Origin of the sequence: Kutzneria sp. 744 (assembly GCF_000568255.1) — a bacterium.
Lineage (GTDB): Bacteria > Actinomycetota > Actinomycetes > Mycobacteriales > Pseudonocardiaceae > Kutzneria.
In genome coordinates, this window is sequence record NZ_KK037166.1 from 810,111 (window position 1) to 822,867 (window position 12,757).

Annotated in this window: 7 protein-coding genes and 2 pseudogenes; 5 read left to right on the forward strand and 4 right to left on the reverse strand. The window is 68.6% G+C overall.

The genetic code is table 11. The features are described from left to right. A pseudogene (locus KUTG_RS60680) lies at positions 1–1,287 on the reverse strand (alpha-L-arabinofuranosidase); the annotation flags it as partial. 452 nt (positions 1,288–1,739) lie between these two features. Between KUTG_RS60680 and KUTG_RS03535 the strand changes: the two are divergent. Beyond that, positions 1,740–3,152: an RICIN domain-containing protein gene (locus KUTG_RS03535; RefSeq protein ID WP_043728131.1), complete on the forward strand. Its 1,413-nt coding sequence runs from the start codon at positions 1,740–1,742 to the stop codon at positions 3,150–3,152. Positions 3,153–3,356: 204 nt separating this feature from the next. Here KUTG_RS03535 and KUTG_RS63120 read toward each other — a convergent pair whose 3' ends face one another. Then, a complete protein-coding gene (locus KUTG_RS63120) occupies positions 3,357–3,842 on the reverse strand; it encodes a hypothetical protein (protein ID WP_232241568.1) in 486 nt (161 codons plus the stop codon). Between KUTG_RS63120 and KUTG_RS63125 the strand changes: the two genes are divergently transcribed. Next, positions 3,736–3,969, forward strand: a complete 234-nt coding sequence (locus tag KUTG_RS63125) for a hypothetical protein (protein WP_232241415.1) — start codon at positions 3,736–3,738, stop codon at positions 3,967–3,969. The two genes, KUTG_RS63120 and KUTG_RS63125, sit on opposite strands and share 107 nt — an antisense overlap. A 69-nt stretch (positions 3,970–4,038) precedes the next feature. Next, positions 4,039–4,185: pseudogene (locus KUTG_RS55895) on the forward strand (RICIN domain-containing protein); the annotation flags it as partial. Between the two features lie 7 nt (positions 4,186–4,192). Here the strand turns inward: KUTG_RS55895 and KUTG_RS03545 are convergent. Together KUTG_RS03545 and KUTG_RS03550 are read right to left on the reverse strand one after the other, a co-directional pair. Beyond that, on the reverse strand, positions 4,193–6,568 hold the full coding sequence (locus KUTG_RS03545; RefSeq protein ID WP_232240634.1) for a ricin-type beta-trefoil lectin domain protein: 2,376 nt from the start codon (positions 6,566–6,568) through the stop codon (positions 4,193–4,195). 20 nt (positions 6,569–6,588) lie between these two features. After that, on the reverse strand, positions 6,589–7,995 hold the full coding sequence (locus tag KUTG_RS03550; RefSeq protein WP_232240635.1) for an endo-1,4-beta-xylanase: 1,407 nt from the start codon (positions 7,993–7,995) through the stop codon (positions 6,589–6,591). Positions 7,996–8,495: 500 nt separating this feature from the next. Here KUTG_RS03550 and KUTG_RS03555 point away from each other — a divergent pair, with 500 nt between their 5' ends. Both KUTG_RS03555 and KUTG_RS03560 read left to right on the forward strand, forming a co-directional pair. After that, positions 8,496–10,334, forward strand: a complete 1,839-nt coding sequence (locus KUTG_RS03555) for an RICIN domain-containing protein (RefSeq protein WP_043714863.1) — start codon at positions 8,496–8,498, stop codon at positions 10,332–10,334. Positions 10,335–10,426: 92 nt separating this feature from the next. Further along, positions 10,427–12,751 carry a ricin-type beta-trefoil lectin domain protein gene (locus KUTG_RS03560; RefSeq protein ID WP_232240636.1) on the forward strand — a complete coding sequence of 775 codons (2,325 nt, stop codon included), beginning with the start codon at positions 10,427–10,429 and terminating at the stop codon, positions 12,749–12,751. The last annotated feature ends 6 nt before the right edge of the window (positions 12,752–12,757 follow it).

The following is a 12,757-nucleotide window of genomic DNA, read 5'->3' on the forward strand; positions in this document are numbered from 1 at the left end:
CGGCACCTGCACGACCGTCAGCGAGTACGGCGCGACGGTGACCGAGGTCGCCGGGGACTGGGTGGTGCTGGTGATGGCGGTGCCGTTGTTGGCCAGTGTGAACACCGTCGGCGATCCCGAGGGCGTGAAGTTGTTGTAGTTCAGGTTGACCGTGTATGTGGTGCTCGGATCCTCGTTGTCTATCAGCACGTCCAGGCTGCCGTTCGCGCGGCGCACCGCATGCGTGCGCACCACCGCGTTGGCCGACGAGGAGGTGACCATCTGGTCGCCCGGAGAACCCAGCTTGGACAGCATCTGGATCGCGTAGTACGGCGAGAACGGCGTGTTCACCGCCGGCTCGGTGACGCCGCTTCCGTTGGCGCCGCTGGAGAAGATGCCCTGGTCGCCGTAGTCCTGCGCGCCGTTGACCACGCTCGGCGTGCCGGGGCCGTTGTGCTCGTTCCACCAGTCCACATTGGTGACGCCGTGCTCCAGCCAGCTCATGTACATGTCCGCGCCGAACAGGGCGGCCGGCTGGGTGTCGAGGTCGATGGTGGAGTTGGTCTCGGTGACGACGATCTTCACCCCGGCCGGGTCGACCTTGGCGTACTGGCTGATCTGCGACCGCAGTGTGGACATGACGCCGGGGATGTCGTTGGGATCGGTCAGCATCCCGGCCGTGGTCGACCCGCCCGGGTAGTAGTGCACGATCACGCAGTCGGTCTTGGCGCCCAGCGCGGTCAACACGGTCTGGTTCCAGGGCTGCGGGCTGGTCGTCGGGTTGGTCACGCCGTCCGGCCAGTACCCGGGCGTGGTCAGCACCGCGCAGACGTGGATGTTCGGGCTCGCCGCCTTCATCGCCGTGCTGTACTTCAGCACGTTGGCCGCGTACGTGGCCGGCCCGCAGTTGTAGGTCTGGGCCGGCGCGCTGCCGACGGTCACCGGCTTGCCCGCCGCGTCGGTGCAGTGGCTGTCGGCCTCCCAGTTCGCCCCGTAGGTCCCGTTGCCGTAGACCTCGTTGCCCACCTCCCAGTACGAGATCCCGTAGTTGTTGGTGACATCGGCTTCGCGCACCCACGCCTGCGCCAGCGCGTCGGTGCCGGTGCCGTAGTTGACCGTGATGATCGGGTTCGTCCCGGTGGCCTGCGCCGTCTTCATGAAGTCGGCGAAGCTGGTGTTCGGCGCGTCGTATCCGCCCTGGGCCACATTGGTCTGCCAGTTGTAGATGTCCGCGTAGGAGCCGCCGGGATAACGCAGCGCCGTGATGCCGGCCGCCTTGACGAGGCCGGGGATCGCCGGGTCGTTCATGTGTCCGTCGTAGACGGCGGTGTTGAGGCCGATCGCGTTCGATGGTATGGAACCGAGTCCGCCGGCCGCGTTGACGGAGACCGTGGTGCCGGCCGCGGTCGCGGCAACGGCCGGCCCGGTGAGGCCGGCGGCGGCGAGCGCCATCACGGCGATCCCGGTGACACCGCGGACCCATCGTTCGTTTCTGTCCATTCGATCATTCCCCTTCCGTCGTTCGCCTCGAATTACAAACCCTGTGCGGAGGTGTCCACCGCGACCGCCGACGCGGTGTCGTCGAATCGAGTCGAAGTCGCATGTCAGTACGGACCAGCTGGCCCAAGGGACCATGGAACTTACATGCGGCAAGGGAAGTCGACCGCGCGCGGCGTGCGCTGCGACCGGTGTCCCTGCTACGGTCCGGACGGATCATCGTTGTCCACCAAGGAAATAATGCCGGCGCGGGAGGAATGACCATGAGATCAATCGTGTCGAGGGTGGTGGCGGTGTTCGTGCTCGCCGCGGGAACGCTGGTCGCCGGCCAACACCCGGCCCTCGCGTCCACGAGTCAGTTCCGCGGCGTGAACTGGGCCGACCAGCGGGACAACTTCGTCAACGGCGTGCTGTACGTGTCCGGGCTCGGCGCCTCGGACACCTACTCCTCCGCCGCCACCGTGGCCGACCGCGTCGTCGGGCAGCTGGACTCGATCACCGGCGCCAACACCGTCCGGATGCCGATCAACGAGCCGACCGTCGCCAACTACTGGGGCACCTACACCGGCGCGATCGACACCGCGCTGACCAAGGGCCGGGTGATCCTCGCCTACTGGGCCTACACCGGTGGAAAACCGACCAGCACCACCGGGTTCAACCAGATGTGGGACAAGGTCGTCGCCCGGTACGCCGGCAACGCCAACGCCTACTTCGAGGTCATCAACGAACCCTACGGCTACAGCGCCGCATCCCTCGACAACGCCTACAACGACTGGCTGTCCCGCTACTCCAGCGTGCCGCGCGGCCGGGTGATCCTCGACGGCACCGGGGACGCCCAGAACGTCGCCGCCGTCGGCAACGACCACCGCCTCGACAACACCCTGCTGGCCGTGCACGACTACTCCTTCTTCGCCGGCTACGAGGACGAAACCGAGTGGTCCAACCACATCGCCAACTCCATCGGCGGCTACGCCAGCCGCACCGTGGCCACCGAATGGGGCGGCCCGATGGGCCCGGGCAGCAAGAACGGCGTCCACTACGACCCCATCGACTACAGCATCCCCAGCGGCTCCTTCTTCGCCGACTACATCCGCGGCGTCAGCAGCGAACTGCGCAGCCTCGGCATGGGCAGCGTCTTCTGGCCCGGCCTGCGTGACGGCGACTGGTACAGCCTCACCACCAAGACCGGGACCGGCGCCAACATCGCGCTGTCACTGGTGAATCCGTCCGGCCTGACCCGACTGCAGTACGCGTGGGGTATCGGCAACGGGGGCGGCACGTACGTGCGGATCGTCAACGCCGCCAACGGCCTGTACGTCGACGCTGCCGGCGGCGCCGAGGCTGTCGAGCGCAGCGGCGACAGCGGCCGCTACGAGCAGCAGTGGACCGTCGAGAACGACGGGAACTACGTCCGCGTCAAGAACCGCGCCTCCGGCCTCTACCTCGACGGCCAGGGCAACACGACCGACGGCGCGGTGGTGGGCCAGCGCGGCGACACCAACGCCACCAGTCAACAGTGGACAGTGCTGACCGACGGCAACAACGTGCGGATCAAGAACCGCGCCACCGGCAAGTTCGTCGACGGCATGGGCCGCACCGGCAGCGGCGGCGATCTGGGCCAGTGGAGCGACACCAACAGCGCCAACCAGCAGTGGCGGATCGTCGCCGCCGGCTGAGGCGCGGCCGAGCATGACTCGGCATCGAAACTGTCGAATGCCCCCGATCCGCCGCGACCGGACGGGCACGGCCGGACCAGCTCCGTTCCCCCGGCCGGCCTAGGACTTCACTTTCCGTTGCGGTGACACACATCAACGGCCCCGCCGGCGTAAGGCCGGCGGGGCCGTCGCGTAAGCTGCGCGCGCTATGGAGCCCTTCGACGATCAGCCGCGACATCGCGGTCGGCAGCGGGTCGACGCGGCGGTGGTGTGGACGGCCACGGCCGGCGCGTTGGTGTGCTCGGTGGTGATCTTCCTGGCGACCAACTGGCCGTCGCCGGAGCCCGTGGCCGTGCCGGCGCCCTCGTCGGAATGGCGATTCCCGGTCACGCCGTCGTCCACGGTCGACGCCGGCACACCCGGCTCTCCGCTCGACGTGGTGGCGCCGCCGCAGGCCATGCCCACCGTCTCTTCACCGCCCCGCGTGGGCACATCCACCATCACGACGGCGAACCCGACGCAGCCCCAACCTGCGCCGGAGAATACCACGACCGCGCCGCGGCCCGCCGGCACCCAGGTCCGGGCCGCCGGCAAGTGCCTGGACGTGCCGAACTCCACCACCACGCCCGGCACGCAGCTCCAGATCTGGTCCTGCAGCGGGCGTCCCAACCAGGCCTGGTCCCGCACTCCGTCCTGTCTTTGGTTTGCCACTTTTGAACTCCCGGAACGAACGTCCGTGTTTGGTGCTGGGTTTGGAGTGGATATAGCTAATATCTCGGTAATAACGATCGGCCGAGACCCGACCGAGAGCCGACGCTGCAATGGCGAGACTGGATAACAGGCATGTACCCGGAAAGGAAGCTATTTTTAACTCCGAAGCGATAATAGGAGACCCCAAACCAACCAGCAGTGGCTGGTCGGCCCGGGCGGCACGATCACCGGTGTCCAGTCGGGACTGTGCCTGGACGTGACGGGAGGGTCCACCGCCGATGGGGCCCAGGTCGAGTTGTGGACCTGCAACGGCCAGACCAATCAGCGGTGGACCCTCGGTTAGCCGTTCCTCAGTCGCGGCTCCATCGCTGGTTGCCGTTGCCGTTGCACGTCCACAGCTCGATCAGCGTGCCGTTGCCGGTGCCCGCCCCGGTGGCGTCGAGGCAGAGCGCGGACTGGGCTCCGGTGATCGTGCCGTCGGCGTCGACGGTCCACTTCTGGTTGGCGCCACCGGTGCACGTGGCGATGTCGACCTTGGCGCCGGTGCCCTGACCGGCGGCGTCGAGGCAGGCGCTGCCGTAGACCCGCAGCTCACCGGCGGCGGTCGCCGTCCACTGCTGGTTCGCGCCGCCGTTGCAGTCCCACAGCTCCACCTGGGTGCCGGGGGTCTGGCTGGCGCCGGGCACGTCCACGCAGCGTCCCGAGTCGGCCCCGACGATCGTCGCGGTCGCGCCGCCGGTGCCGCCTCCGCTGCCGGGAGTGATGGACAGGTTGTCGAACTGCGCCGTCTCCCCCTGGCTGGTGGCGTAGCCGGCCTGGCCCGCGCCCCACGTGGAGTCGTTGGCCGAGCCGACCGTCACGCCGTCGATGCTGGCCGTGATGGTGCTGCCGGCGAACGTGAGGGCCAGGCTGTGCCAGCGGTTGGTGCCCAGTGCCGCGACGGTGCCGTGGGCCAGCGTGCCGACATTGGCGCTGGTATTGGTGTTGAGGATGGACCAGGCCCCGTTGTCGCCGACCCGCAGGTGGTACGCGTTGAGGCCGCCGGCCCCGCCGTACGACTGCGTGTTGGCGCGGCCCATCAGCTCCGCGTATCCGGACTTCTCCAGCAGCACGTCGGACGAGACCGTGTAGTTGCCCCAGCTCAGGTTGCCGAGCAGAGCATGCGGATCCGAGAGCGTGTCCCAGGTGATCGGGGCCTGCGCGCTCATCTGCCGCACGCACTTCCCCGCCCGGCCACCGGCGCAGCCGGCCACCTCGAACGCTCCCTGCCAGTCCATCAGGTACTTGGCCTCGGCGCCGCTGGCGTAGCTGTCGAAAGTGTCGGCGTAGGGCAGGCTCAGGCCGCCCGAAGCGGGGCCGGCCGCGATTCCCTTGCCCTGCCCCGTCGTCGTGGTCACGGTGTAGACGCGCCCGGGCTGCAACGTCAGGCTGTAGTTGCCGCCCGACGGGGTGATGTCGGACTCGTGCACGAAGTAGTCCGCCTGGTTGGCGGAGTTCAGGTTGGTGGACCACACATGCACCGCGCCGGTGGACAGCCCGCCGGTGACGGACAAGTTCACCGTCTGCGCGCCGCCGGCGTCGACAGTTTCGATGACCGTGCTGTAATCGCTGTTGTTCGTGGACTTCAGCGTGACGTAGCTGCCGTTGCCGCGGTTGCCGCCGAGGTAGCCGCTGGAACTGTCCAGATAGTGCCAGCCGGGCGCGGTGAACTGGGTCGTCTGCGCCTGCACCCAGGCGTTCTTGCCCACCGAGTAGTGCCCGGACCACGGCTGCGAGGCCAGCACCAGGCCCATGGTGGGATACGGCAGGTTCGGCGTGATCGCGGCGACGATCGGCCAGTTCAGGTACGCGGTCATCCTGCCGTCGATGTAGCCGCGGTTGATGCCGCGCGCCATGGCCTGCGAGCCGGAGTTGTAGTCGTCGGAGCCGTTCTCACTGGCCCACAACGTCTTCCCGGACGAGGTGGCGGCCCCGGAAACGCTGCAGTTGGACTGGGCCGAACGGTAGCCGCACGGATAGTGCGCGCCGAGGACGCTGATCGCGGACGCGAAGGTGGGATTGGAGTTGACGTCGTTGGCGATGGACCAGTCCGAGTCGGCGCCCACGATCTTCACGCCCGCATTGCCGCTGGAGTTCAGCGAGGAGCGCAGGTTCTCGTACCAGCCGACGTTGTAGCCGCGTTCGTTCCAGCCGCCGAGGTAGTCGATCGGCAGGTTGTGCTGCTTGGCGCAGCCCAGCCACGACACCAGGTAGTTGACCATGTCGGTGGACCAGAAGTTGCCGTTGCCGATCCAGCCGGGCGCGCCCCAGGCCAGCCCGTAGAGCTTGACGTCGGGATTGCGGGCCTTGGCCTGCTGGGCCAGCCAGAACTCGTAGCCGACGTCGCAGTTGACCGCGCCACGGGTGTGCTCGATGCTCGGCTCGGCGCCGGAGGTCGAGTTGGTGTCGCCGCCGATCTCGATCTTGAGCATCTGCACCGCGGCGCCGTAGCCCGGCTTGAACAGGTAGTCCAGGATCTGGCTGCGCTGGGGTTCGGGGTAGTCGAACAGCAGCCGCGAGTTGCCGCCGCCGCCGCTGATCGCGCCGACCCCGTCGAACGTGCGGCCGCCCGACGAGCCGTTGAGCGTGATCGAGGTCGCGGCCTGGGCCGGCGTGGCGGTGATGCCCACCAGACCGCCCACGAGCAGGACGAGGATGCCGAGCAGCACCGGCCAGCGACTCTCCACAGTGGACCTCCCGCGCGCGCTCATCCGAAGGTCCAATGCTGGTTGCTGCCGCCGCTGCACGTCCACAGCTGCACCAGCGCGCCGTCGGCCGTGCTGGCGCCGCTCACGTCGAGGCACAGACCGGACTGCACGCCGGTGACGGTGCCGTTGGAGTTGAGGTTCCACTGCTGGTTGGCCTGCCCGTTGCAGGACCAGATGATCACCTTGGTGCCGGCGCTGGTGCCCTTCCCGTTGGCGTCCAGGCAGTCCGCGCCGTTGTAGACCGACAGCTGGCCCGAGGAGCTCAGGGTGAAGTTCTGGTTTGCGCCGCCGGTGCAGGAGTGGATCTGCAACTGCGTGCCGGGCGTGGTGGACGAGTTGGGCACGTCCAGGCACTTGCCCGCGCCGACCGCGTGCAACGGCCCGGTGGTGCCGCCGCCTCCGCCGCCGGAGCCGCCCAGTGCGGTCGCGGTGGAGTTGTAGGCCGGCTTCGGCTGGTAGTTGTTGTCGTACATGGTCGGCGTGCCCCAGCCCGGGAAGGTGCCGGGAATCCAGGAGTCGGCGTCGCCGACCCCCCACTGCGAGACGCCGGGGCATCGGGTGACCGCCAGGCAGTCGTTGATGACGGTGGCGTAGTCGGTGGCCTGCTGCTGGAGGCTGCCGCCGGAGGCGGGCTGCTGGATGCGGTCGTCCAGCTCGGTGACCGCGACGTCCAGGCCGAGCGCGGCGAACCGCTGCATGTTGGCCAGCATGGACGACGGCACCTGGCCGACGATGAAGTGTCCCTCCAGGCCGATGCCGCCGAGCGGCACGCCCTGGGCCAGCATCGACTGCGCGAGGCTGTAGAGGCCGTTGCTCTTGGCGTTCTCGCCCTCGATGTTGTAGTCGTTGATGTACAGCACGGCGCTCGGGTCGGCGGCGTGCGCGGTGCGGATCGCGTCGGCCAGGTAGCCCGAGCCCATCGCGTTGTAGAAGGCGTCGGCGCGCAGGCTGCCGTCCTCGTTGAACGGCTCGTTGATCACGTCCCAGGCGTAGATCTTGCCCTTGTAGTGGTTCACCTCCGTGGTGATGTGGGCCTCCATCGCGCCCTGCACCTGGTTGCGCGGCAGGCCGTTGACCCAGCCCGGCAGCTGGCTGTGCCAGACCAGGTTGTGGCCCCGCACCCGCATGGAGTGGGACTGGGCGAAGTTCACGATGGTGTCGCCGGGACCGAAGTTGTACGAGCCGTTGCCCGGCTCGGTGGTGTCCCACTTCATCTCGTTGCCGGGCGTGACCATGTCGAACTGCGCGCCGGCCAGCGAGGTGATCGTCGAGTTGTTGACCATGTTGCCGGTCAGCTCGGTGCCGATGTACTTGCTCTTGGCCTCGGCCAGCGACCGCAGCGGCGAGGCGGCGTGGGCGAGCGGGGCCGCGACGAAGGTGAGGACCGTCGCGGCGACGACGGCCATCACCGCGGCCAGTCGTGGGTGTCGTGGTCGAAACGGGCGAACGCAGGGGGACATGACAGACCTCCGAGATCGTCTCGACGGACGCGGTGGTCGCGACGGAAAGCCCGCGCACGGTCGAGGAGGAACAGCGCATCGCGGGCGGGCCGGCACCCGATCCCCGGGAAGGCAGTGCGATGTACGTAACGCCCGGCCGCCACCGGCGTCAAGGTCGGCCGCCTTGACGCTGCCGGAATCGTTCGCGGCCGGTTGAAACTTTCACCCGCCGCCGGCGCGTCCCAGCAGGGCCACGCATGAGTACGAAACATGCCGTTGACCCCCGGACGCCCCCGTCCGTAGCATCCGGCCCCGCCGGCGAACCGATTCGACCGGCTGTCTGTGCGGCAACAGGGAAGGAATCGGCCGGGGCCCGGCAGCCCGAGGTCGGTTCCGCCCCGACAGGTCACATCGTCAGCTCGCCCGATGAGTTCTACACATCGTCGTGCGGTACCCAGGAGGAGCCGATGAGAACGAAAACCTGGCCCGGTCGGTTGCTGGTGGCCGCCGGCGCGGCCCTCGCCCTGGCCGTCCCCCTGCTGACACCCACCGCCGGCCACGCGGCCCCGGCCGCGTCCCTGAGCGTGGACCTCGCCACCACGCGGGGGCCGTCCACCGGCGTGGGCGAGGGCTTCCTCTACGGCATCAGCTCGGACGGCACACAGCCGGTCGACCAGTACCTCAAGCCGTTGGGCATCAACGCCTTCCGCGGCGGCGGCTGGTTCTCCGGCGGCTGGATCAAGGACGGCTACCGGTACGGCTCGGCCACCCAGGCCGACCTCGACTCCATGATCGCCGAGGCCAAGCGGCTGACCCAGCCGCCGTACCACGCCCAGTACCAGGCGCTGCTCACCGACATCTACGGCCTCAACGGCGGCCAGCCGTCGAACACCACCTACCCGTGCGACAACGGCAACTGCGCCAACTGGGTCAGCTTCATCGACGCCACGGTGGGCGCGTTGCAGGCGTCGGGACAGAAGTTCGCCTACGACATCGACAACGAGCCGGACATCTCGGTGTTCTGGACCCGCGGCGTGAACAGCGCCCAGTACTTCCAGATGTGGGACACCGCCTACCGCGAGATCCGGCGGCTCGCGCCGGGGGCGCAGATCGTCGGCCCGTCGTTCGCGTTCACGCCGCAGGCCCGGTCCGCCCAGTGGCAGACCTGGCTGTCCCACGTGAAGGCGGCCGGCACGGTGCCGGACATGATCACCAACCATGACGAGGGCGACGTCGACGACCCGGTCACCGTCTCCCAGTCCCTCAACAACGCCCTGTCCACGGCCGGTGTGGGCCCGGTTCCGTTGTCCGCCAACGAGTACCAGCCGGCCGACCGGCAGACCGCCGGCGTGACCGCGTGGTACCTGGCCCGCTTCGCGCAGTCCGGCTACACCAACGCCATGCGCGGCAACTGGGTCTGCTGCATCACCCCCAACCTCACCGGGGTCCTCACCCAGAGCGGCGGGACGTGGCAGCCGACCGGCAACTGGTGGGCGCTGCGCGACTACGCCGACATGACCGGCACCCTGGTCGCCACCTCGGGGCAGGTCGGCTCCACGGCGATCTCGGCCTCGGAGGACGCCACCGCCAAGCGCGCGGTGGCGATCATCGGCGACTCCAACGGAACCACCGGCTCCTCGTCCGTCACCTTCAACGGTCTGTCTGCGGTCCCCTGGCTGGCCAACAACGGCTCCGTGAACGTCACCGTGCAACGGATCCCGGATCAGGCGCCGCTGTCCGCGCCACAGGTGGTCTACAACCAGAACGTCAGCGCCGCCGGCGGTTCCATCACCGTGCCGGTCAACTTCCAGGCGTCGCACGACGCGTTCGCCGTCTACCTGACGCCGGCCTCCTCGGGCGGCGGCGGTGGCGGCTTCCCCAGCGGCAACCACCAGCTCGTGGTGGCCAACGACAACCTGTGTCTGGACGTGTCCGGCGCCAGCTCGAACGCGGGCGCGCTGATCGACCAGTGGACCTGCAACGGGCAGTCCAACCAGCAGTTCCAGTTCACGCCGGCCACCGGCGGCTACGGCGAACTCCGGGCGCAGAACTCCGGCCAGGACGTGACAGTCGCCGGCGGCTCCACCGCCCAGGGCACCCCCGACATCGTCCAGGGATCGCCGGGCGCCACGGCGGCGAACCTGTGGCAGCCGCTGCAGCAGTCCGACGGCTCGTACGAGTTCCGCAACCAGAACAGCGGCCTGTGCCTCGACGTGTACGGCGCCGGCAGCACCGTCGGCCAGCAGCTTGACCAGTGGCCGTGCAAGAACGCGCCCGGCACCAACCAGGACTTCATGCTCCGCTGACCGCCCGTTTCCCTGCACCGGAAGGCACCGAAGCCATGTCCAGCCGCACCACGACGGTGCTAGTGGCGGCCTGCGCCGCCCTCACTGGGGCCGTGTTAGCCACGGCCCCGGCGCACGCCGCCACCACCGTCACCATCTCCGTCTCTCCCACCGGCAACGACAGCAATCCCGGCACTGCCGACCAACCCGTCGCCACCCCGGCCAGAGCGCAGCAGCTGGCCCGCACCCAGTCCGCGAGCAACGACGTGACCGTGCAGCTCGCCGGCGGCACCTACCGTCTCACCTCTCCCCTGACGTTCACCAGCGCGGACTCCCCCGGCGCCGGGCACCAGGTCACCTGGCAGGCGGCGGCCGGCCAGACTCCGATCCTGTCCGGCGGACAGCAGGTCACGGGCTGGTCCGTACGGGACGCGGCAGCGAACATCTACGTCGCGTCCGTGCCCAAGGGCATCGATTCCCGGCAGCTGTTCGTGGACGGCTCGCTGGCCCCGCGCGCGGCGATCTCGCTGTCCCGCAACGATGTGCAGATCACCACGGCCGGCATGACCATCGTGAACTCCGGGCTCAACTACCTGGCCACGCTGCCCGAGCAGAACCGGATCGAGGTGGAGAGCCAGAACTCCTTCACCGACCGGTTCGCGCCGGTCGACCACATCAGCGGCAACGCGATCACCATGCAGCAGCCCGCCTGGAACAACAACAACTGGGGCTACGACACGCTGGCCAAGCCGTTCGGCGGCGGTCAGATGTTCCTGGAGAACTCGTACTCCTTCCTCAGCAGCGCCGGACAGTGGTTCCTCGACCCGACGGCCGGGCAGCTGTTCTACAAGGCACCGGCCGGCAAGAACCCGGCACAGAGCGACATCGAGCTGCCACGGCTGACGTCCCTGCTCGACATCGGCGGCAGCTACAGCGCCCCGGCGCATGACATCGCCTTCAAGGGCATCCACTTCGAGCACACCACGTGGCTCACCCCCAGCACCTCGGTCGGCTACGCGGACCAGCAGAGCGGCACGTTCTTCCCGAGGGCCGAGCAGCAGCCGTCCGACTTCCTGAGCTCCTGCCAGTCGGGCTGCCAGCTGTTCGAGGGCGCACGCAACGACTGGGCCCAGGCCCCCGCCGCCGTGCAGGTCTCGGCGGCCAGCGGGATCACCTTCTCCGGCAACACCTTCACCAACCTCGGCGAGGTCGCGCTCGGCATCGGCAACGACGCCGACGCGCACACGTCCGGGGTCGGGCTCGGCGCCTCGTCGATCACCGTCGACCACAACACGTTCACCGAGGACTCCGGCGCGGGCATCGTCGTCGGTGGCGTGCGGCCCGACGCCCACCACCCGTCCAACCCGGCCATGGTGGACAAGGACATCACGCTGACGAACAACACGGTCACCGGCGTGGCCAAGGACTACAAGGACATGGCCGGCATCCTGTCCACCTACGTCACGCACGCCGTCGTCACCCACAACGAGGTGTCCAACCTCGCCTATGACGGCATCGACATCGGCTGGGGCTGGGGCGCCAACGACGCCGGCGGCAGCCAGGACTACCGCAACCGCGGCCTGTACAACTACCAGCCCGTCTACACGACCGCGACGACGCTGCGGGACACCGTCGTCAGCTACAACCGCGTGCACGGCACCAAGCGGATCTTCCACGACGGCGGCAGCCTCTACAACCTGTCGGCCAACCCGGGCAGCTCCTTCGACCACAACTACGTCTACGACAACCAGCACTCCGTCGGGCTCTATCTGGACGAGGGCTCGCGGTACGTGAACCTGTCGAACAACGTGGTGCAGGACTCCGGCGTGTGGGCGTTCACCAACGCCAACGGCAACAACAACACCAACGACAACACGTTCTCGACCAACTGGTACAACGGCGGCTCGACCAACGTGGCCACCGGGCCGCCGCACAACAACGTGCTGAGCGGGAACGTCCAGGTGAGCGGCACCAACTGGCCGTCGGGCGCGCAGCAGGTGATCTCCGCCGCCGGAGTCGGCGGCAGCGGCGGCGGCGGATCGACGACGGGCGCGGTGCGCAACACCGGAGCCAACCGCTGCCTCGACGTCAACAACAACAGCACCACCGCCGGCACCCAGCTCCAGATCTGGGACTGCAACAGCGGGACCAACCAGACCTGGACCCACACGGCCGCCGGGGCACTGACCGTCTACAGCGGCGACAGCATGCGCTGCATCGACGCCAACGGGCAGGGCACCACGCCCGGCACGAAGGTCATCATCTGGAACTGCAACGGCCAGGTGAACCAGCAGTGGACCGTCAACTCCGACGGCACCATCAAGGGTGTCCAATCAGGACTGTGCCTCGACCTGACCAACTCCGGCACCGCCAACGGCACCCTGGTCCAACTGTCGACCTGCAACGGCCAACCCACCCAGAAGTGGTCCACCAGCTGACGGGAG

Excerpts from the sequence above, each read along its gene's own strand:
- KUTG_RS03555 (WP_043714863.1), top strand. The coding sequence starts at position 8,496 with ATGAGAACGAAAACCTGGCCCGGTCGGTTGCTGGTGGCCGCCGGCGCG.
- KUTG_RS03550 (WP_232240635.1), bottom strand. The coding sequence starts at position 7,995 with ATGGCCGTCGTCGCCGCGACGGTCCTCACCTTCGTCGCGGCCCCGCTC.
- KUTG_RS03535 (WP_043728131.1), top strand. The coding sequence starts at position 1,740 with ATGAGATCAATCGTGTCGAGGGTGGTGGCGGTGTTCGTGCTCGCCGCG.